Genomic DNA, 21340 nt, shown 5'->3' with positions numbered 1-21340 from the left:
TGCGCTCACCGCGCTCGGCACGGTCGGTCCGCTCGCCGGTCTCGGCGGGCGCCTCCTCGGCGCGCGGCGTCTCGGCGGCCGCGCCTCGGTCGCCGGCGTCTCGGCCGGGCGGGCCTCGGTGGTCGCGGCCGCAGTCCGGCTGCGGCGACCACGGGTACGGCCCTCGGTCGCCTCGGCGGCGGGCGCCTGCTCGGCGGGGCGCGCCTCGGCCCGCTCCTCACGGACCTCCGCGTGCCCTCCTCACGGGCGGGAGCAGCAGCCGCGGCCGCTACCTCGGCGCGCGGTCGAGGGGTTCCGGCGGCGGCGCCGCCCTGCTGCCGCTCGGTGATGGCACTGATCAGCTCGCCCTTGCGCATGCGGGCCGTACCAGAGATGCCGAGCGACGCGGCCAGGCTCTGGAGCTCCGGCAGCAGCATGGCCGACAGGCCGGTGCCGCTCCGGCGGCGGCGCGTGGGGGCGGCGGTGGTGGCATCGCCAGCGACGTTGGAAACATCCGACGTCACGTCGGTGGTGTCGCTCAATGGATTCCTTCCCTCGATAGGCCGGAGCTGCCCGGAGTCGTGGAGCCAGGTGGCCGGGCGGCCTCGGTGCACCCGCCTCGCATGGACGCGTCGCGGGAGTCTGTGACACAGCAGCCGGTGGTTTCCCGACTCACCACCATCGGTGAGCAGGTCTCGCCGCCTGCGGCGACCTGTGGAAACTGCGGTGCGGCGTGGGCCTTGGGCAGGGGTGACGGGCTGACCGCCGAGAGCTTCGGGGGTGCGCCGAACCGCAGGAAGATCGCATGCTTCGCGGCTGTGCTAGGTCTAGAGCGTAATCAACTCTTCCGACCTGCGGCAACAGGGCCCCGCTCGGCGTGTCAAAGTCTACCCCGGATGACCCGGGCACCGCTGACATCTATCGGCAACTCCCACCGGCGCCAATCTGTTCCCGGCTCAAATCCCACCGGGACCTGGGAAAGCGCCAGCACCGTCGGCCCCGCCCCACTGACCACAGCCGCCACACCAGCCGCACGCAACGCGCCGACGAGCGCCGCGGTGGCGGGCATCCCGGGCGCCCGCTGCTCCTGGTGCAGCCGGTCGACGGTGGCCGGCAGCAGCAGCGCCGGATCGGTGGTCAGCGCGTGCACCAGCAGGGCCGCCCGGCCTGCGTTGAGCGCCGCGTCGGCGTGCGGCACGGTGGCCGGCAGGGCGGCCCGGGCCACCGAGGTCAGGCCCCGCTCGGCGGGTACGAAGACGGTCGGGCGCACGGCCGGCGCCACCGGCAGCGACACCGCCCGCGCGCCGCCCGGCTCCGTCCAGGCGATCGTGAAGCCCCCGAGCAGGCAGGGCGCGACATTGTCCGGATGCCCCTCCAACTCGGCGGCCAACCGCAGCGCGGCGTCGTCGTCCATCCGCTGCTCGCCGTCTGCAACCAGGGCGCGGGCCGCCAGCACCCCGGCCACGATCGCGGCCGAGGACGAGCCGAGCCCACGCGCCTGGGGAATGCGGTTCTCGCACTCCAGCGCCAGGCCGGCCGGCTGCGCGCCGAGCACGTCGAAGGTGGCCCGCATGGCGGTCACGATCAGGTGCCGCTCGTCCGCCGGCAGCTCACCGGCACCCTCGCCGGTGACCGCCACTCGCACGCCGCCGCCGGTCACCTCGGCCGTGACGTCGTCGTGGCGGCCCAGCGCCAGGCCGAGCGCGTCGAAGCCGGGGCCCAGGTTGGCGCTGGTCGCGGGCACCCGGACCCGGACCGGGCCGGGGAGGAAGGTCGTCGGCACCGGCTCATGCTAGGACGTCACCCCGACAGCCCGGCCGGACCGCCCGGAGCGTGGGACCGGCGTGTCAGCCGGTGCGCTCCGGGGTCGGCGCGTCGACCGGGTCGGTGAGCGAGAGCCGCCGGGTGGCGAACCGCCAGCCGAGCGCGTAGACGACGGTGGCCAGGCCGCAACCGACCAGCACGGTGCGCTCGTCCACCCGGTCCACCACGAGCGCCACGACCAGCTGGCTCACCGCGATGGCGAGCGTGGCCAGCATCATGTCGGTGGCGAAGACCCGGCCGCGCAGCCGGTCCGGCACCTCGCCCTGCAACGCGTAGTTGGACAGCACCCAGTTGCTGCCGCCGCCCAGGTGGGCCAGGAAGACCAGGACCAGCACCAGCGGGAACCAGGACACCACCGACGCGCCCAGATAGGCCAGGCCGTACAGCGACATGGACAGCGCCAGACCGGTGAGCAGCCAGGCCCGGTTGCTGAGCACCCGGCGCATCAGGATCGGACCGACCAGGGCCCCGGCGCCCCGGGCGGCGAAGAGCAGGCCCGCCCCGACCGGGCCGACGCCGTACACGCCGGCGAGCAGCGGGAAGACGGTCAGCACGCCGTTGCCCAGGCCGACCGCCGACTTCACGGTGACCAGCGCGAGCACGCGCGGACGCTGGACGATGTAGCGCAGCGCCTCCCGGATCGCCGCCCACGTGCGCGGCACGGCCGCCGCCGGGTCGCGCGGCGCCTGCAGGGGCCGGCGGATCAGCGCGGCCAGGCCGAACGCGGCGAGCAGGCCCGCGGCGGCCACCCAGAAGCTGGCGTACGGGCCGTACGCGGCACTCAGGATGCCGCCCAGTGAAGCGCCGACCACTGTCATGGTGCCCCAGGCCGAGCCGGCGACCGCGTTCGCCGCCGCCAGGTCCGCCGGGTCGACCACGTTGGGCAGCGCGGCCTGGGCGGCCGGCGAATAGAAGGCCTTCGCCACCGCCACCAGCGCGATCGCCGCCAGCGCCAGCCAGGCCGTGCCGGCGCCGCGCACACCGAGCAGCAGCAGGACACCGGCCAGGGCCGCGATGTTCGCCGCCATCATCACCTTGCGGCGGTCGAACCGGTCGGCCACGGTCCCGGCGTACGGCAGCAGCAACGCGGTGGTGCCGGTGTCCACGGCCAGCACCAGTGCGCCCCACACCCCGCTGCCGGTCAGCTCCGGCAGCAGCACCAGCAGCGGCACCATGACGAACCAGTCCGCGCCGAACACGACCAGCTCGGCGATGAACAGATGGCGGAAGTCGCGGTTGCGGACGAGGACGGAGAGGGTGGGCGACACGCGGGCACCCTATCGGGCCGCTCCCCCACCGGCAGCTCGGCGCAGCAGGTCGGAGACCGTGACGAAGGTGTATCCCCGGGCCCGCAACCCGTCGATCATGTCGGGCAGGCCGCGGAGCGCGACCAGCCGCCGGTCGTCGCCCACGTCGTGCCCGAGCACGATCGTGCCGGGGCGCACGTCGGCCACGATCCGCCGGGCGTGCCCGGCCGGGTCGTGCGGGAACTCGCTCTCGACCATCTGCAGCGTCCACAGCACCAGCCGGTAGTCCAGCCGGGCCGAGGCGTACAGCACCGCGCCGCCCAGATGTCCCCAGGGCGGGCGGAGCAGTCGCGGGGACGATCCGGTGGCCGCGGTGATCGCGTCGTGGCTGCGGCGCAGGTCGTCGTAGACCGTCGCGGCGTCCATCCGGGCCAGGTCGCGGTGCGCCCAGCTGTGGTTGCCGACCTCGTGGCCGTCCATCCGGTCCCGGACCAGCGGGGCGTGCCGGCGCGCCCGCTCACCGACCAGGAAGAAGGTGGCCGGCACCCGGTGCTCGGCCAGCGTGTCCAGCACCATCGGGGTCCACTGTGGGCGGGGGCCGTCGTCGAAGGTGAGCGCCACCAGGGGTTCGTCGGTGCGTACGCCCCAGACGACCTGGACCCCGCCGCGACCGACGTCCTGGTGGCGGTTGCCGAGCGTGGCGCTGGCCGGGCCGCCCGCCAGCGGGAGGCGGCGGTCGGCCACCCAGGTGCTCTCCACGGTGGCGGCGGAGCCGAGCGCGGCGCCGCCCAACAGCAGCGCGGACCGGCGCAGCACGGTACGTCGATTCCACCGGCCCGCGACCCCCATCGCGCCCCCGCACCGAAAGTAGGCATCAGCTCACCGAGCGTACCGCCGGATGCGCTTCTGGTGTGTCCCGTGCGTCGAGGTGTCGGGACCATACAAACTTTTGTGCAGTAGTTTGAGAGCAGGTCGCACTCACAGTCATTAGAGACCATTGCCTCACCGACACCGCTCTAGCGGATCGCGCGTAGTCATCGAGTCAGGGCGTAGAGCTAGGCATGCTTCTTGGCCGCAAGATGGCCCGAGGTGGTGAAAGACCAAACGAATCCCAGAGTATTTACGCCTGATAAGCTAGGGGCGACGTGTATCAGTGGATCTCGACTCCTATCTTAGGGTCTACCTGGAAGGGTTTTTACCATCCACGAGGTCCGGGCACCGTTATGCCTCATGTGTGAAAAGTTCGGGAGGAAAAAAAAAAAAATCCGACCCGTCACTCGGTGGGGGGAAGCGGGGAACGGCGGCTCTTGGGCAGGCGAAGCACCTCGAACTGGTCCGTACCGTCGATCAGCGCGCCCGACGGGCGGGCCGGTGGCGGCGCGACCTGAGCCCGCTCCTCGACGCGCTCCTCGCCGCCGCCGACCGGCACCGGCACCGGATCGGCCGCCGGCTCCGGCTCGACCGGCGCCGCCGCGCCCCGGCGCCGGGCCCGGAACGAGCCCTTGGTGTGCTCCACCATCGTGTAGAGCGTCGGCACCAGCACCAGCGTCAACAACGTCGAGCTGAGCAGGCCGCCGATCACCACGATCGCCAGCGGCTTGGAGATGAAGCCGCCCTCACCGGTCAGGCCGAGCGCCATCGGCAGCAACGCGAAGATCGTCGCGACGGCTGTCATCAGGATCGGCCGCAGCCGGCGCCGGCCGCCCTCCACCACGGCCTCGGTCACGTCCATGCCCTGCGCCCGGTACTGGTTGATCAGATCCAGCAGCACGATCGCGTTCGTCACCACGATGCCGACGAGCATGAGCACGCCGATCAGCGCCGGCACGCCCAGCGGCGTCCCGGTGACCAGCAGCAGCCCGATCGCCCCGGTCGCCGCGAACGGCACCGAGATCAGCAGGATCAGCGCCTGGGTGAGGCTGCGGAACGTGGCCACCATGATCAGGAAGACGATCGCGATGGCGGCCAGCACCGCGAGCCCGAGGTCCGCGAACGCGTCCGCCTGGTCGGCGCTGACGCCGCCGATCTCGTACGTGGCGCCCGGCACGTCCAGCGCGTCCAGCCGCTTCTGCAGCTCCTGCGTGGTGGCGCCGAGGTTCGAGCCGGTCGCCGTGCCGGTGACCGAGACGCTGCGCTCGCCGTCGATCCGGGTCACCTGCTGCGGGCCCTCGACCTGGTTGACGTCCGCGATCGCATCCAGCGGCACCGCGCCGACCGGCAGCGCCCGCAGCTCCGCCACGGTCAGCGGCGGCCGGGCACCGCTGCTCAGGACCACGGTCTGAGCCGTGCCGTCGAGCGTGACCTGGCCCAGCGGCGCACCCCGGTACACCTGCGCGACGAGCTGCCCGACGGCCGCCTCGGTGAGCCCGGCGCGGGCCGCGGCGACCCGGTCCACAGTCACCTCGACGCGGGGCACCCGCGTGGCCAGGCTGCTGGTGACGTCCTCCACGCCCGGCGTGTCGGCCATCGCGGCACGTACCGCCTCGGCCGCCCGGGTCAGCGTCTCCTGGTCGGCGGCCTGCACCACCACCTCGACCTGGTTGGCCGAGGCGTTCTGCCCGCCGCCGAACGTCAGCTCGCCCACCTCCGGGCCGAGCGCGTCGAACTCCTTGCGCAGGCCCTGGCGTACCGTCGCGGCGTCGGTGTCGTCGGAGAGCGACAGCGACCAGGTGGCCCGGTCGCTGCCGCCGCCGGCGAACGGGTTGTCGCCACCACCGGCGCTGACCTGGTAGGTCTCCACCCCGGGGGTACGCCGCAGCACCTCCTCGATCCGCGCGGCGGCCCGGTCGGTGCCGGCGAGCGAGGTGCCGGCCGGCATCTCCTGCCGGATGGCGAGCGTGTCCTGGCCCGAGTCGTCCAGGAAGTTCGTCTCCAGCTTCTGTGCCAGCCCGAACGTGCCCAGGAGCACCAGCAGGCCCAGGCCGACGGTCGCCCACCGGGTCTTCCGGGAGCGGGTGGCGAAGTCGATCACCGGCAGGTACGCCCGCTGCAGCGGGTTGCGCAGCTCCTTCTCCTCGGCCTCCCGCCGGGCCGCGGCGTCGTCGGCGCCGCCGCGCGGCCGCAGGAACCAGTACGCCAGCACCGGGATGACAGTGAGCGACACCAGCAGCGAGGCGAGCAGCGCCACCGTCACGGTGATCGCGAACGGGGCGAAGAGCTGCCCGACGAAGCCGCCCACCAGGGCGATCGGCGCGAACACGGCGACAGTGGTGAGCGTGGACGCGGTCACCGCGCCGGCCACCTCGCGGACCGCGGTGAGAATCGCGTCCCGCTTCGGCTCGCCGTACTCCAGGTGCCGTTTGATGTTCTCCAGCACCACGATGGAGTCGTCCACCACCCGGCCCACCGCGATGGTCAGCGCGCCCAGGGTGAGCAGGTTGAGCGAGTAGTCGCCGGACCAGAGCACGATCAGCGCGACCAGCACCGACAGCGGGATGGACACCGCGGTGACCACCGTGGAACGCACCGACAGCAGGAACACCAGGATCACCACGACCGCCATGACCAGGCCCAGCAGGCCCTCGGTGGTCAGGCTCTCGATGGACTTCTCGACGAACGGGGCCTGGTCGAAGACCACTGTCAGCTCGGCGCCCGCGGCGTCACCCAGCTCGTCCAGCCGGTCCCGGATCTCGTGCGAGATCTCCACCGCGTTGCCGTCCGGAGCGGCCGTCACCGCGATGCCCAGGCTGGGCTTGCCGTTGGTACGGGTCAACGAGGTCGCCGGGGCGAGCTGCTGCTCCACCGCTGCGACGTCGCCGAGGCGTACCGGGGCGGCGGGCGCCGTGGTGAGCACGATGCCGCGCAGGTCGTCGAGCGTACGGATCGGCGTGCCCACCTGCACCGGCAGCGACCGGTCGCCGTCGGCGAGCGCGCCCGCCGGCACCGCCACACCGTTGCTCTTGAGCGCCGACGCGATGGCGGTCGGCGCCACCCGGGCGGCGGCGAGCTTCGCCGGGTCCGGCGTGATCGTCACGATCTGGTCCCGGGCGCCGGTGACGTCCACCGACCGGACCCCGTCCAGCGCCTCCAGCTCCGGCACGACGGCGGTACGCAGCTTCTCGGCCAGCGCCCGCTCGTCGCCGTCACCGGTCGCGGCGACCACCACGGCGGGCAGGTCGTCGGTGCTGCCGGCGATCACCTGCGGGTCGACGCCCTCAGGCAACTGGGCATCGATCCGGTTGAGCGCGGTCTCCATCTTGTTGACCACGTCGTCCAGGTCGGTGCCGAACTCGTACTGCACCTGGACCGTGGCCGAGCCCTCGCGCGAGGTCGAGGTGACCGTCTCCAGGCCCGGGATGCCCTTGAGGCTGTTCTCGATCGGCTCGGCGACCTGGGCTTCGACGATCTCCGGCGCGGCGCCCGGGTACGTCGCCACGATGAACGCGGCGGGAAACTCCAGCGACGGCAGGAGCTGCTGCTTCAGCGACGGCACGGCGAACAGCCCGAACGCCGTCGTCACCAACGCGACGAGGGCGATCAGGCCCCGGTTGGCGAGACTGAATCTGGCGAGCAGCGACATCGGCGTTACTCACTCCTGAAGAGGGGGTTTGCGGGGCCCTGAGTCTGCCGCACGGCCCGACACTCCCGGCATCCGCCCCAGCCGATGACATCGCCGTGCGTGAGGGTCGCCCGCGCCCGCCTTGATCGACTCCACTTCGCCGAGGTGGTTGCATCCCACCCCCTCCGATCCCGCCACGTCCCCGAGCTGGTGTCGATCAAGGACGGGGATACCGCCACTTCCCCGAGCTGGAGTCGATCAAGGACGGGGATACCGCCACCTCCCCGAACTGGCATGGGTCGAGCGCGGAGGGCGCCGGCCGGTCCGGGAACACCGCGGGAGACGGAGGGATCAGACCAGGTCGAGGGAGCGCGCGGCGGCCAGCGCGTCGTTGGCGATCGTCACCGGCGCGGGCGCGGTCGAGATGGCCCACTCCGGGTCCTTCAGACCGTGCCCGGTGACCGTGCAGACCACCCGCGACCCGGCCGGTACCTTGCCGGCGGCGGCCTGCTGGAGCAGACCGGCGACGCTGGCCGCGCTGCCCAGCTCCACGAAGACGCCCACCTCGCGGGCCAGCAGCCGGTACGCCGACAGGATCTCCCGGTCGGTGACGGCGGAGATCAGGCCGCCGGAGGCGTCCCGCGCGTCGAGGGCCTTGGTCCAGCTCGCCGGGTTGCCGATCCGGATGGCGGTGGCGATCGTGGACGGCTCCGGCACCACCTGGCCGGTGACGATGGGGGCCGCGCCGGCGGCCTGGAAGCCGTACATCCGGGGGGCCTTCGTGGCGTTGCCGTCGCGCAGGTCCTCGGAGTAGCCCATCCAGTACGCGGTGATGTTGCCGGCGTTACCGACCGGCAGGCAGTGGATGTCGGGCGCGTCGCCGAGCGCCTCGACGATCTCGAAGGCGGCGGTCTTCTGGCCGTGCAGCCGGTCGATGTTGACGGAGTTGACCAGCGCGACCGGGTAGTCCTGGGCGAGCTTGCCGGCCAGCCCGAGGCAGTCGTCGAAGTTGCCCTGCACCTGGAGCAGCTTCGCGCCGTGCACGAGCGCCTGGGCCAGCTTGCCCAGCGCGATCTTGCCCTGCGGCACCAGCACCGCGCAGGTGATCCCGGCGCGGGCCGCGTACGCGGCGGCGGAGGCGCTGGTGTTGCCGGTGGACGCGCAGATGATCGCCTTGTCACCGGCCTCGACGGCCTTGGAGACGGCGACCGTCATGCCCCGGTCCTTGAACGAGCCGGTCGGGTTGGCCCCTTCGACCTTGAGCCAGACGTCCGCGCCGACCCGGGCGGAGAGCACCGGTGCCGGCAGCAGCGGCGTGTTGCCCTCGTGCAGGGTGACGACGGGAGTCGCGTCGGTGACCGGCAGCCGGTCCCGGTACGCCTCGATCAGTCCCCGCCACATGTCGCGCTCCTCGCCTCTGTCGCCCCGCTCCGGGGCCTGCCAACAGCGTGGACCAGCCTGCCCGGCCGGCCACCGGCACACCCTGCCTTAACCATCAGGCGGGACGCGCCGGTTACGCGCCGCCCTCCACCCGCAGCACGCTCGTCACCGAGCGGACGATGTCCAGTCCGCGCAGCTCACGGACGGTGGCCGCGAGCGCGGCGTCGGGCGCGACGTGGGTGACGATAACCAGTTCCGCGTCGCCGCCGGCCGGGCCCTGCCGCACCGTGGCGATGGACACCTCGTGCCGGGCGAAGACCCCCGCAACCCCGGCCAGCACACCCGGGCGGTCGGCCACGTCGAGGCTGATGTGGTAGCGGGTGAGCGCCTCGCCCATCGGCCGCACCGACAGGTCGGCGTACGCGGACTCGCTGGCCGCGCGTACCCCGGCGAGACGGTTGCGGGCCACCGCCACCACGTCGCCGAGCACCGCGCTGGCGGTGGGCGCGCCACCGGCGCCCCGGCCGTAGAACATGAGCTGCCCGGCCGCGTCGGCCTCGACGAACACCGCGTTGAACGCGTCGCCGACGCTGGCGAGCGGGTGGGTCAGCGGGATCATCGCCGGGTGCACCCGGACGTTCACCGTCTCCCGGCCCTCCGGGTCGACGCCCCGGGCGGCGATGCAGAGCAGCTTGATCGTGCAGCCCATGGCCTTGGCGCTGGCCACGTCGGCGGCGGTCACCTCGGTGATGCCCTCGCGGTGCACGTCGGCGGCGGTCACCCGGGTGTGGAACGCCAGCGAGGCGAGGATGGCGGCCTTGGCGGCGGCGTCGAAGCCCTCCACGTCGGCCGTCGGGTCCGCCTCGGCGTACCCCAGCTCGGTGGCCTCCTCCAGCGCCTCGGCGAAGCCGGCGCCGGTGGCGTCCATGGCGGAGAGGATGAAGTTGGTGGTGCCGTTCACGATGCCGGTGACCCGGGTGATCCGGTCACCGTGCAGCGACTCGCGCAGCGGGCGCAGCAGCGGGATCGCCCCGGCGACGCTCGCCTCGTAGTAGAGGTCGGCGCCGCCCTCGGCGGCGGCGTCGTGCAGCGTCGCGCCGTCCTCGGCGAGCAGCGCCTTGTTGGCGGTGACCACGCTCTTGCCCGCGCGCAGCGCCTCGACGAGCCAGCCGCGGGCCGGCTCGATGCCGCCGACCACCTCGACCACCACGTCCACGTCGTCGCGTTTGATCAGCCCGAGCGCGTCGGTGGTGAACAGCGCCGGGTCGACCGGCAGGTCGCCGCGGTCACGGCCGAGCCGGCGTACGGCGATCCCGGCGATCTCCAGCGGGGCGCCGATCCGGGCGGCGAGGTCGGCCGACTGCTCGTGCAGCAGTCGGACCACGTCGCTACCGACCGTGCCACAGCCGAGCAGCGCCAAGCGAACCGGTGAGGTCATCCCACATCCAATGCCAGCAGGTCGTCTTCGGTCTCCCGGCGGACGATCAGCCGCGCCCGACCGTCACGGACGGCGACGACCGGGGGCCGCGGGACATGGTTGTAGTTGCTGGCCATGCTCCGGCAGTACGCCCCGGTGCCGGGCACCGCAACAAGATCTCCGGGCTGCACGTCGGCGGGCAGAAATTCATCCTTCACCACGATGTCCCCGGACTCACAATGCTTTCCCACCACGCGGGCGAGCATCGGCTGCGCCGTCGACGTGCGGTTCGCCATCGTGGCCGAGTACGAGGCGTCGTAGAGCGCGGTACGGATGTTGTCGCTCATCCCCCCGTCCACGCTCACGTAGGTGCGCAGGCCGTCCACGTCCTTCACGGTCCCGGCCTGGTAGAGCGTGAACACGGCCGGGCCGACGATCGCGCGGCCCGGCTCGACCGACAGGTGCGGCACGGCGAGGTTCTCCGCCGCGCACTCCCCGTCGACGATCTTGCGCAGGCGCTTCGCCAGGTCGTGCGGCGACGCCGGGTCGTCCTGGGTGGTGTACGCGATGCCGAAGCCGCCGCCCAGGTCCAGCTCGGGCAGCTCCACGCCGCGGGCGTCGCGGATCTGCGACTGGAGCGCGAGCACCCGGCGGGCGGACACCTCGAAGCCGCTGGCGTCGAAGATCTGCGAGCCGATGTGCGAGTGCAGGCCGCGCAGCTCCAGCACGTCCTCGTCGAGGATCTTGAACGCGGCCGCGGCGGCGGCGCCGCCGGCGAGCGAGAAGCCGAACTTCTGGTCCTCGTGCGCGGTGGCGATGAACTCGTGGGTGTGCGCCTCCACGCCGACGGTGACCCGGACCAGCACCTTCGGGCGTACCCCGCGCTCGCGGGCCAGCTCGGAGAGCCGGTCGATCTCGGTGAACGAGTCGACGATGATCCGCCCCACCCCGGCGTCGACCGCCCGGGTCAGCTCGGCGACCGACTTGTTGTTGCCGTGGAAGCCGATCCGCTCCGCCGGCATCCCGGCCGACAGCGCGGTGGCCAGCTCACCGCCGGTGCAGACATCGAGGAACAGGCCCTCCTCGGCGATCATCCGGACCACCGCGCGGCACAGGAAGGCCTTGCCGGCGTAGTAGACGTCCGCGTCCGGGAAAGCCGCGCGGAACTCGCGGCAGCGCTCGCGCAGGTCGTCCTCGTCCAGCACGTACGCCGGGGTGCCGTACTCGGCGGCCAGGTCGCGGACGTCCAGGCCCGCGACGGTCAGCGCGCCGGCCGGGCCGCGCACCACGTTGCGCGGCCACAGCTGCGGCACCAGGGCGTTGACGTCGACCGGGGTACGCAGCCAGGCCGGCCCCCGGCTGCCGATCTCGCCGTGCAGCGCTCCTGCCTCATGCGCCCGCATGACTACATCCGCTCCGGCGCGGACACCCCGAGCAGGCGCAGGCCGTTGGCGATGACCACCCGGGTCGCGTCGTTGAGCCAGAGCCGCGCCCGGTGGGTGTCGGTGATCTTCTCGTCGCCCTGCGGGGCGATCCGGCAGTTGTCGTAGAACCGGTGGTAGGCCTGCGCGACGCTCTCCTCCAGGTAGCGCGCCACCCGGTGCGGCTCCCGCAGCTCGGCGGCGGTGGCCACCACCGCGGGGAACTCGGCGAGCGCCTTGAGCAGCTCGTTCTCCTTGTCGTGGCCGAGCAGCTCGGGCTGGAACGCGGCGGCGTCACCCCGGGTCAGCCCGATCTCGGCCGCGTTGCGGGCCACCCCGGCGGTACGCGCCGCGACGTACTGGACGTAGTAGACCGGGTTGTCGTTCTTGGCCCGGGTCCACAGCTCCACGTCGATGTCGATGGGCGAGTCGGCCGAGTAGCGGGCCAGCGCGTACCGGGCCGCGTCCACGCCGATCGCGTCGACCAGGTCCTCCAGCGTGACCACGGTGCCGGCCCGCTTGCTCATCCGCACCGGGGCGCCGTCGCGGACCAGGTTGACCAGCTGGCCGATGAGGATCTCCAGGTTGCGCGCCGGGTCGTCGCCGAAGCAGGCCGACATCGCCTTCATCCGGCCGATGTAGCCGTGGTGGTCGGCGCCCAGCATGATCACGACCCGGTCGAAGCCGCGCTCCCGCTTGTTCAGGTAGTAGGCGCAGTCGGCGGCGAAGTACGTCCACTCGCCGTTGGACTTGCGCAGCACCCGGTCCTTGTCGTCACCGAACTCGGTGGTGCGCAGCCAGGTCGCGCCCTCGGACTCGAAGACGTGCCCCTGCTCCCGCAGCCGGGCCAGCGCCGCGTCCAGCGCGCCCTGGTCGTGCAGGTCCTTCTCGTTGAAGTAGGTGTCGAACTCCACACCGAAGTCGCGCAGCGAGGACTTGATTTCGGCGAACATGAGCTGGACGCCCTCGGTCCGGAAGACCTCCTCGGCGGCGTCCGGGGTGAGGTCGAGCACGTCCGGCCGGCGGCGGACCACCTCGGCGGCGATCTCCGCGATGTACGCGCCGCCGTAGCCGTCCTCCGGCGCGGGCTGGCCCTGCGCGGCGGCCAGCAGCGAGCGGGCGAACCGGTCGATCTGGGAGCCGGCGTCGTTGAAGTAGTACTCGGTGCCGACGTCGGCGCCGGTGGCGCGCAGCAGTCGGCTGAGCGCGTCACCGACGGCCGCCCAGCGGACCCCGCCGATGTGCACCGGGCCGGTCGGGTTCGCCGAGACGAACTCCAGGTTGATCCGCTGCCCGGCGAGGGTGTCGCTGCTCCCGTACGCCGGGCCGGCCTCGACGATGAGCTTGGCGAGCTGACCGGCGGCGGCCGCGTCGAGGCGGACGTTCAGGAAGCCCGGCCCGGCGATCTCCACCGACTTGACCCCCGGCGCCTTGGCCAGCTCGTCGGCCAGCGCGGTCGCCAGTTCCCGCGGGGGTACGCCCACCTTCTTGCTGAGCTGGAGCGCCAGCGTCGAGGCGTAGTCGCCGTGATCCGGGTTACGGGGTCGCTCGACGGTGGTCTGCGCGGGCAGCGCGGCGCGGTCCAGCCCGCGCTCGTCGAAGACGGCGTGGGCTGCGGCGAGGACGACCTCGGCGAGTTCTGCGGGAGTCACTGATCCATGTTATCGGGGGTAGACTCGGGCACCGCGGCGGCGACCCAGCATGTGAACCGGCCCCGCGGTCCCCCTGACCGACCGACCTGACGAGGCACGATGAGCATCAGCACCCCGGGCGGCCCGGAGCGCCGTCCCACCGTGGTCAGCACCGGCAAGAAGCCGGCCGCCGGCCGGCCCGCGGCTGCCGACAAGCCAGCCGCGAAGGCCGGCGCGGGCAAGGCCGGGGGCGGCAAGGGCACGCCACGGCCCGGTGCCGGCGGCAAGGGCCGCAAGCCGATCGCCCCGGTGAAGGTGAGCCAGGGTCGCTCGTGGGGCCCGATCGCCCTGTTCGTCGCGGTCGGCGTGCTGGCCGTGGGCATCATCGGCGTCGGCGCCTGGGCGGTCTACCAGGGCGGCCAGCCGTGGGAGAAGCGGGCCCAGGCGATCAACGGCATCGTCGACTACCGCGAGAAGGACAAGGACCTGGTCAAGGGCGGCAACCACCAGCCCGGCGCGATCAAGTACGACGTCCTCCCGCCGGTCGGCGGCCCGCACAACCAGGCCTGGCAGAACTGCATGGGTGACGTCTACGACGCCCCGATCGCCAACGAGCACGCGGTGCACAGCCTGGAGCACGGCACGGTGTGGATCACCTACCGCCCGGACCTGCCCGCCGACCAGGTGGAGAAGCTCAAGAGCAAGGTGCAGGGCAAGGAGAAGCTGATGCTCAGCCCGTTCGAGGGGCTGGACAAGCCGATCTCGCTGCAGGCCTGGGGCTACCAGCTCAAGGTCGACAACGCCGACGACGGCCGCATCGACGACTTCATCAAGACGCTGCGGGTGAACGCCTCCATCGAGGGCCCGAACGCGCTCTGCGACCAGGGCGTCACGGCCACCGGCACCGCTCCGCGCGACAACCTGCAGAACACCATGCCCCAGCAGCCCACCCAGTAAGGACGACGCCGCGATGACCGCTCCGGTGACCACCGACAGCGAGCTGGACGAGGCTCCGGCCGCCGACCAGGGCGGCCGGGGCGCGATGCGCCGCTACGGCCTGCCGGCGGTGGTCGCCGCCCTCGTGGTCGGGCTGCTCCTCGGGTACGCCGGCGGTCTGCTCACCCCCACGCTCACCCGGCCGGGTGAGAACTCGGCGGAGGCCGGGTTCGCCCGGGACATGACCGCCCACCACAACCAGGCCGTGGCCATGGGGCTGCTCGCGTTCAACCAGGGGCAGGACCCTGAGGTACGCCAGGTCGGCGTGGACATCGCCACCGGCCAGCAGGGCGAGATCGGCACCATGCAGACCTGGCTGCGGTCCTGGAAGCTGGACCCGACCGGCGGGCAGGCGCCGATGGCGTGGATGAAGGACGGCGGCGGGCTGATCAAGGACGGCCTGATGCCGGGCATGGCCACGCCGGAGGAGATGGCGAAGCTGCGCGCCGCGAGCGGCCGCGAGTTCGACGTGCTCTTCCTGCAGATGATGATCCGCCACCACATCGGCGGCGTGCACATGATCGACGGCATCCTCGAGCAGGGGCGTGACGACGACGTGCTGGCGGTCGCGCAGGTCATGAAGAACACGCAGCAGAACGACCTGACCAACCTGAGCGCGGCGCTGAAGCGCCTGGGCGGCACCCCGTAACACCACCCGCCACCCCGCAAGACCCGAGGCCCGGTCCCCTTCCCAGGGGCACCGGGCCTCCCCGTCCCCGCCCGCCCGCCCGCCCCGGCGATCTTGCAGTTACTGCCCCGGCCATGTCTGATTCGCCCCGTTACGCGAGGGCCGCAAGTACAAGATCGCGAGAGGATGGGTGAGGACGGCCCGGGTCGGACCGACAGGGGATCCCGCCCGCCTCGCGCGTCCGCGCTTCCGGTTCGGCTCTTGATCGACACCAGCTCGGGGAAGTGGCCACCTCCCCGCTCTTGATCCACTCCAGCTCGGGGAGATGGCGTTATCCCCGCCATTGATCGACACCAGTTCGGGGAGGTGGCGGGGCCAAGGTGGGTGGGATGCAACCACTTCGGCGAGGTGGAGTGGATCAGGAGCAGGGTGATGTGCTCGGGCAGGCTGGCCGGTCGAGGTAGGACGGGGTGGCCGTGCCGAGGGTCGGCTGGTGGCCGAAGGCCGGCCCGACCGGGCACCCCGCCCGCCTCGCGTACCCGCGCTTCCGGTTCGGAGCTTGATCGACACCAGCTCGGGGAAGTGGCGGCATCCCCGCTCTTGATCGACACCAGTTCGGGGAGGTGGCGAGATCAGGGTGGGTGGGATGCAACCACTTCGGCGAGATGGAGTCGACCAAGGGTGGGCTCGTGGCCCGGGGTGATGTGTTCGGGGCAGGCGGGCCGGTCGAGGTGGGACGGAGAGGCCACGTCGAAGGTTGGGGCCGGGGGTGAGATGTCCCGGTTTTGGGGTTTGTAACGGTTTGGGGTTAACGGGTCATTGTGGGGGTTGGAGAGTTTTCTACCCACATATCGTGACCAGTTGCGATTCGGGCTCGTTGCCCAAGACGTGGGGGTTGCACTCAGAGACGCAGGGCGGTCGGTGACCAGCTGGTGCCGACGCCACACCATCGGCGGTGACGGAGCGGTGGCAGCCGTCCGTCGCGGACTGCGGCAGGGCGAGCCGGGAACGCTCAGCCGCGAACAGGAACTCGAACTCATCGACGTGCTCCGGGGGATCCACCCCGACGAGTTCGGCCTCGACGAGGAGCTCTGGACACGGCAGAGCCTGACCGCCCTCATCGAGCGCCGGTTCGGGCTGACGATGGACGCCGGCACCGTCGGGGCGTACCTGCGGGCCTGGGGTCTGGGGCCGCGCGAGCCGCGCGAGCGGGCCTGCGGCCTGTGCGTCAGCGCGGTCGAGCGGTGGGTACGCAGCGAGTACCCGACGATCACGCGGGCGGCCCAGGAGCACGCCGCCGAGGTCTACTGGATCGGCCGGGTACGCCTGCGCGGCACCATGCCCGCCGCCGACGTGGTCTCGGCGGTCTCGTCGCGGGGACGGGTGCGGTTCATGGTCACCACGCCGTCGGTGGATCCGCCGCTGCCCCGGGACTTCGTGCTGCGGCTCAGCGGCGCCGAGGAGCGCACGGTGCACCTGATCGTGGACGGCTCGTGGCCGCGCAACGAATGGCCCCGTCGGCTGCCCCGGCGCGTCGTGCTGCATCCGCTGCCGAGCTGTGGTCGCGCCGTCGCCGCCGCCTGATCCGACGAAGATCGACTCGCGGGGTACCGATTCGGTGATCCGGGAGGGGGTTTGCTACTCTTCTCGGGTCGCTGAGCCCCCGTAGCTCAGGGGATAGAGCACCGCCCTCCGGAGGCGGGAGCGCAGGTTCGAATCCTGCCGGGGGCACCTTCCATGACCAGCACGAAAAGGCCCCTGACCAGGCGAAACCCGGTCAGGGGCCTTCATCATGTGTCCGGTCATGTCCGGCCGTCACCGGCCCGTGGCGGGCATCTGTGCCAAATGCGTGCCACGGAACGCGGGTGCCCTCAGCCGTACCCGAGCGCTCTTTCGATGCGCTGCCGGAGAGCCGCGTCACCGCCGTCAAGGCACTTGGCATAGATCCTGAGCAGCACCTCCACGGACTGCCCCGCCCACTCGGCCACCTGCGTCGGCGGCACTCCCCCGTTGAGCCAGGTCGACACGGCAGCGTGCCGCAGGTCGTACGGGGTACGGGCCAGCGGCGAGGCATGCACCTCGGGCGTGAACACGGCAGCCCGCGCCCACCGCCACACGCGGTTGATCGTGCCCTTGGGAAGTTCCTCCTTGTTGCGCTCCCCCACGAACAGGCGACCGTTCGGCCCGTAGCCGAACAACCCGACGTGCGCGTGAATGATCGCGGTCAGCTCGGGCGGACAAGGAACCGTTCGCGTCTCCCCGCGCGCTCGTTGCTTGAGTTGTCGGCTGTCGCGGTTCTTTCCGCTGTCGGTCCATTCACGACCCGCGTGCGGATCGGCTCCGTCGAGGGTGAATTCCCCCCAACCCTTATCGGGCAGGTGGAGGTTCGGTTTGGCGAGGCGTACGGCTTCCTCCGGCCGGAGTGCGGCGTAGTACAGGCAGGCGTAGAAAGCCACCATGCGCGGACCGATACGGCCCTGCTCTCGCACCCCTTCCAGCAGGGTTCGCACCTGCACTGGGTTGGCGACCGAGCGCCGGTCGATGGTAGAGACGGTTTTCGGTGGCTTCCATTTCAGCTTTGGAAGCGGGTTTACCGGCAAGAGTCGTCTCTCCACCGCGTATTCGATTGCGGTGTTGAATATCTTCCGGCGTCGGCTGATGACGCTCGGGGCGGCCGGCGCTCCGTCGAGTCGAACGGTGAGGCCGTCCAACACCGGGCGCAGCACCTCGGCGCGGCTGAGACTTGCCACGTCACGGGTGTTCCGCCGCACCCAATCGAGCGTCTTCCGCACCTGTTCGGGCACGTTGTCGGCCGTGCGGCGCGGGGTGTTGAAGGCCCAGCGGCTGAGGGCGTGGCGGAGCACTTTGCCGTCTGGGCGACCCCTCGCGTTGGTCAGCAGGAGCACGGTGAGCGCCGTCAGGGCTTCCGCATGTGTGCGCCTGGTCGTGGCGGCCACGTGCGGCCACTTCATGTCAGCGAAAGCGCAAGCCAGGTCGTACCAGGACATGACGGCGGTGTCGCGGCGCATCGAAATCGGATAGCCCGTCTCGATATCGAACGCCTCACCCTTGCGGGACGCGATGACCAGCTCGGAACGGAAGCCCTCCGCGAGAGCCTTTGTCTTGAAGACCTGCTTCTGTCGTCGCTCGGCCACGCGCCAGCGGACGCGATAGGTGCAGCCCCTCTGCCCTTCGTATGTTTCGATTGACCAGATACGCACTTCGTAGGTGGTGTTCAAGCGGCCTCCTCATAGAGCGATTCAAGCCAGGATTCGTAGTCGCGGCGTTCGATCCGAATCTCGCCGTTCGGCAGCTTGCGGGCCGGCGGCCCCTTTCGCTTTGCTCGCCAGTCGTAGAAGGTTGACCGGCTAATTCCGAGGTCGTCGCAAACATCGGCGATGGTGAGGTGACGAGCGGTGCGAGTCGTCCCCCGCTCCGGCCGCTTCGGGACAGTCATGGGCGGGTGTCCTCCCTCGGGGTGGCGTGGAGGTAGATGCGCTGGAACATCGGGGAGCGGCGGTCGGGGTAGGGCTGGGAGACGGTGTGGAGGTGCAGCACGTGGGCGAGGGCGGTGAGCGCTGCGGCTGTTTCAGCGGGTGTGCCGTGCAGCCTGATTCGCACGGTGAGCGCCTTTCGGTCGGTGCGGGTCGGGTGTGGAGGGTGTGGGTGGCGGTGCGGCAGAACGGCGCAGAACGGCCCGCTGAGAGCGACGGAGACGCGAGATCCGAGCAGGGTTGGTGTAAGGCATAGGGCAGATCCGTCTGTGTGGCTCTCAGCGGGCCGGTCTACGTCGATGGGTTGCGGTCGGTTGAGGCTCGTTGTGGGAGGGGCTGAACCATCTCCGCATCTCCGCATCTCCGCAAACATGGCTGTGAGCTGGGCGAATGCTTGCGGAGATGCGGAGTTCCACTGAGGGGGATCTCCGCAAGAGACCGTGATCTCCGCAAGATCGTGCGGAGATGCGGAGATCGATGATTCCTGATGGTTTGATCTCCGCAGGCTGTTTTCCCTGGTGGTGGCGGGGTTGGTGCGGCGTTGCGGAGATGCGGAGATGGTTCAGCGGGTTTCAGCCGTGGTGGCGTTCGACCCAGAAGACGGCCCGGTCGCCGCGTTCGTTCTTCCCGGCGCGGATGACGTGATCGCCGCGCCAGCGTCCGGCTTGGCCGGTGAGCAGCCGGCCGAGTTGCAGGGGGTTGGGTAGGCGGCCGTTGTGGGTGGTGATGAACTGCCCGTCCCAGGGGTCGTGTTCGTCGCTGCCGAGGTGCATCGGTTCTGCGTCGCGGCGCAGGTCAGCGGCGGTCAAACGTCGGCTGCCGTGGCGGTCGTGCCAGGTGGTGAGGAACGCGCGCCAGCGCGTTTCGTCTTCATCGATTTCCCGTACCTCGGCGGCGTTGGTGAGGAACCCGTCGATGCCGTGATGGTGGAGGAAGCCGCCGAGGGCTTGCGCCCATGGGGTGAACTGCCGCATCGACAGCCCGGCGGCCCGGTGTGCTCCCTGCCGGGTCCAGTCGAGCACCAGCACCAGGAGGTGCCACAGCACGGTGAGCTGATTCGCGGGAGCGGTGATCCACTGGTCAAGGTGCGGAATGCCGAATCCGGTCTGGTCGCGTAGTTCGGGGCGGGGCATGTCCGGGTCGAGGTGCACCCGGACGGTGCGGGAGGCCATGTCTCCGCCGACTTGCAGGTTGTTGCCGGTGGCCATCCACAGCCGGTCGTTGACGGTGGCGATGTTCCGTGATGCGCCGAGCTGCCGGTCGGACCACACGCCGTTGGTGACGAGCTGGGCGAGCACGGCGGAGTCGATGACGGTGCCCTCGGCGAGGTTGTCCCAGATGACCACGCCGACCTGTTCGGCGAACACGGCGGTGATGGACTTGCGGAGTTCCTCGTCGGAGTAGGCCCAGTTCATGACGCGCTGTCCGTAGAGCATCCCCGGTCCGGCGGTGAGGATCGTCTTGCCGGATGAGGGCATGGTCGCGTCGATGAGCGCGAACGGGGTCAAGCTGCGGGTGAAGTGCCGCAGGATCGGCGTGGCCAGCAGCGCCACGTAGTTGGCCCGGTCGGCGGCGCTGGCCCAGGGGAAGTCGCGCAGGAACCGGCCGAGCAGGAACGTGCGCGCCTCGGCGACCTGCTCGGCGGTGGGCTCGTCGGGCACGGGCGGCAGCGCCACCCGGGTTGCCAGGTAGAGGCCGGTGGTCTTGTCGTAGCCGGGTTGCTGCAACAGGGTGCCGTCACGCCGCAGGACGGGTGCGCCGATGATCCCGCGCAGCGGCGCCACACCCGGCCACGTTTTCCCTGCTAGGACGGATGACAGCGTGTCCCGGGGCGGGGTGACTTCCTCTTCGTACATCTCCGGGTCACCGCCGTCGCCCTTGCGGGTCTTCACCCGGTAGACGTAGGCGTGCTCGGCGAGCAGCCCGGCCAGCCCAGCCGGGGTGACCACGCTGGCGGACACCGGCAGCGGTGAGTCCTCATCGGCGGCTGGCGCGAGGTCACCCGAGACGGCTTCCATGTGCACCAGCTGCCCGGCCGACACGTACGTGTCGGGCAGCAACCCGTCGGTCAGGGCGGCTTTGAGGGTCCGGATGGTTTCGGGGCCTGTGCCGACCTGCAACCGCGTGCCGGTCATGCTGCCCTCCCCGTGTTGCTCAGGCGGCGCGGCTGGCGTGCGCCGACGCGCAGCCCGGACGCGATCGTGCGGGCGATTTCCCCGTGGCGCAGCCCGGTCGACAGCGCGGCGGGCTCCAAGACGGCGTACACGTCCGCGTCGGTGAGCGCGCCCCCGGCGGCGAGCTGCCCGAGGGCCACTGCCGACGCGAACAGCGCGGCGTTCCGGCCGCCTTCGGTGGCGGCGGTGAGGTGAGCGACCTGGCGGCGGATCGCGGCAGCGACGTACCGGCCGCGCCGGTCCGGCGGCAAGGCAACCGCGGTCGGCCGATACGCGGGCTGCGCCGGCACGGTGAGCAGCCCGGCCAGCCACGCGGGCAGCGGCGCGGGCTCGCAGTCCAGCGCCACCACGTATGGGCGACCGGCCACGGTGGAGCCAGCAGCGACGACGTAGCCGCCGTGGGCGCGGGTGTCGACCATCGGGCCGAGCGTTCCGGCGGTGTTGCGCAGCGCCGGGCCGGTGTCGGGGTGCCGGTAGTACAGGTGGGTGCCGCCTCGGCCGGTGGTCACGGTGTACGTCGCGTCGATCGTGGCGGCGTGTGCGGCGGCCAGTGCGGCGAGCGTTCGCAGCCCGTGGGGGCATCCCTCCTGGCCGGGCGGCATGGTCTGTCCGGGCTTGCGCAGGTCCAGGTCGACCACCACCAGACCGGAC

General features: G+C 71.5%; 16 protein-coding genes, 1 tRNA gene and 1 pseudogene. 4 read left to right on the top strand and 14 right to left on the bottom strand.

Going from position 1 to position 21340, the window contains the following annotated elements:
* The 9 genes and pseudogenes from MCBG_RS32050 to argS form a co-directional block, all read right to left on the bottom strand.
* Positions 1-521 (bottom strand): annotated as a pseudogene (locus MCBG_RS32050) (Rho termination factor N-terminal domain-containing protein); the annotation flags it as partial.
* 338 nt (positions 522-859) lie between these two features.
* Positions 860-1762 carry a homoserine kinase gene (gene thrB, locus MCBG_RS25205; protein WP_043328630.1) on the bottom strand — a complete coding sequence of 301 codons (903 nt, stop codon included), beginning with the start codon at positions 1760-1762 and terminating at the stop codon, positions 860-862.
* A gap of 64 nt (positions 1763-1826) precedes the next feature.
* Positions 1827-3071, bottom strand: coding sequence for an MFS transporter (locus MCBG_RS25200; protein ID WP_043328629.1), 1245 nt, complete (start codon positions 3069-3071; stop codon positions 1827-1829).
* 9 nt (positions 3072-3080) lie between these two features.
* Positions 3081-3899 carry a polysaccharide deacetylase family protein gene (locus MCBG_RS25195; RefSeq protein WP_043328627.1) on the bottom strand — a complete coding sequence of 273 codons (819 nt, stop codon included), beginning with the start codon at positions 3897-3899 and terminating at the stop codon, positions 3081-3083.
* 424 nt (positions 3900-4323) lie between these two features.
* Positions 4324-7569, bottom strand: a complete 3246-nt coding sequence (locus MCBG_RS25190) for an efflux RND transporter permease subunit (RefSeq protein ID WP_043328625.1) — start codon at positions 7567-7569, stop codon at positions 4324-4326.
* 330 nt (positions 7570-7899) lie between these two features.
* Positions 7900-8949, bottom strand: a complete 1050-nt coding sequence (gene thrC / locus MCBG_RS25185) for a threonine synthase (RefSeq protein ID WP_043328624.1) — start codon at positions 8947-8949, stop codon at positions 7900-7902.
* A 112-nt stretch (positions 8950-9061) separates the two neighbouring features.
* A complete protein-coding gene (locus MCBG_RS25180; protein ID WP_043328623.1) occupies positions 9062-10366 on the bottom strand; it encodes a homoserine dehydrogenase in 1305 nt (434 codons plus the stop codon).
* Positions 10363-11748 (bottom strand): diaminopimelate decarboxylase, encoded by a 1386-nt coding sequence (gene lysA, locus MCBG_RS25175; protein ID WP_043328622.1) that lies wholly within the window; start codon positions 11746-11748, stop codon positions 10363-10365. Before lysA ends, MCBG_RS25180 begins: the two co-directional genes overlap by 4 nt.
* Before the next feature lie 2 nt (positions 11749-11750).
* The gene (gene argS / locus MCBG_RS25170) at positions 11751-13418 is read right to left on the bottom strand and encodes an arginine--tRNA ligase (protein WP_043328621.1); all 1668 of its coding nucleotides are present in this window, start codon (positions 13416-13418) and stop codon (positions 11751-11753) included.
* 99 nt (positions 13419-13517) lie between these two features.
* On the opposite strand from argS, the gene MCBG_RS25165 reads away from it, so the two are divergent.
* The 4 genes from MCBG_RS25165 to MCBG_RS25150 all read left to right on the top strand — a co-directional run bounded on the left by MCBG_RS25165 (position 13518) and on the right by MCBG_RS25150 (position 16752).
* Entirely contained in the window at positions 13518-14354 is an 837-nt protein-coding gene (locus MCBG_RS25165; RefSeq protein WP_043328620.1) for a DUF3105 domain-containing protein, read from the top strand.
* A 13-nt stretch (positions 14355-14367) separates the two neighbouring features.
* Positions 14368-15042 (top strand): DUF305 domain-containing protein, encoded by a 675-nt coding sequence (locus MCBG_RS25160; RefSeq protein ID WP_043328618.1) that lies wholly within the window; start codon positions 14368-14370, stop codon positions 15040-15042.
* A gap of 867 nt (positions 15043-15909) precedes the next feature.
* Entirely contained in the window at positions 15910-16605 is a 696-nt protein-coding gene (locus MCBG_RS25155) for a winged helix-turn-helix domain-containing protein (RefSeq protein ID WP_043328617.1), read from the top strand.
* A 75-nt stretch (positions 16606-16680) separates the two neighbouring features.
* Positions 16681-16752, top strand: a tRNA-Arg gene (locus MCBG_RS25150).
* 140 nt (positions 16753-16892) lie between these two features.
* Here MCBG_RS25150 and MCBG_RS25145 read toward each other — a convergent pair.
* The 5 genes from MCBG_RS25145 to MCBG_RS25135 all read right to left on the bottom strand — a co-directional run.
* Entirely contained in the window at positions 16893-18260 is a 1368-nt protein-coding gene (locus MCBG_RS25145) for a tyrosine-type recombinase/integrase (protein WP_043328615.1), read from the bottom strand.
* A complete protein-coding gene (locus MCBG_RS32045; RefSeq protein WP_013475345.1) occupies positions 18257-18478 on the bottom strand; it encodes a helix-turn-helix transcriptional regulator in 222 nt (73 codons plus the stop codon). The genes MCBG_RS25145 and MCBG_RS32045 overlap by 4 nt, the downstream gene beginning before the upstream one ends.
* Positions 18475-18642 (bottom strand): hypothetical protein, encoded by a 168-nt coding sequence (locus tag MCBG_RS33210; RefSeq protein WP_181373780.1) that lies wholly within the window; start codon positions 18640-18642, stop codon positions 18475-18477. Before MCBG_RS33210 ends, MCBG_RS32045 begins: the two co-directional genes overlap by 4 nt.
* Positions 18643-19087: 445 nt before the next feature.
* Positions 19088-20650, bottom strand: a complete 1563-nt coding sequence (locus tag MCBG_RS25140) for a hypothetical protein (protein ID WP_043328614.1) — start codon at positions 20648-20650, stop codon at positions 19088-19090.
* On the bottom strand, positions 20647-21340 hold a 694-nt coding region (locus MCBG_RS25135), incomplete at its 5' end, for a bifunctional DNA primase/polymerase (RefSeq protein WP_043328612.1). The genes MCBG_RS25140 and MCBG_RS25135, both read right to left, overlap by 4 nt.

Source organism: Micromonospora sp. M42 (assembly GCF_000568915.1).
Taxonomy (GTDB): domain Bacteria; phylum Actinomycetota; class Actinomycetes; order Mycobacteriales; family Micromonosporaceae; genus Micromonospora; species Micromonospora chalcea.
The sequence above is the reverse complement of the archived record's forward strand: the minus strand, read 5'-3'. Positions and strand labels throughout refer to the sequence as shown.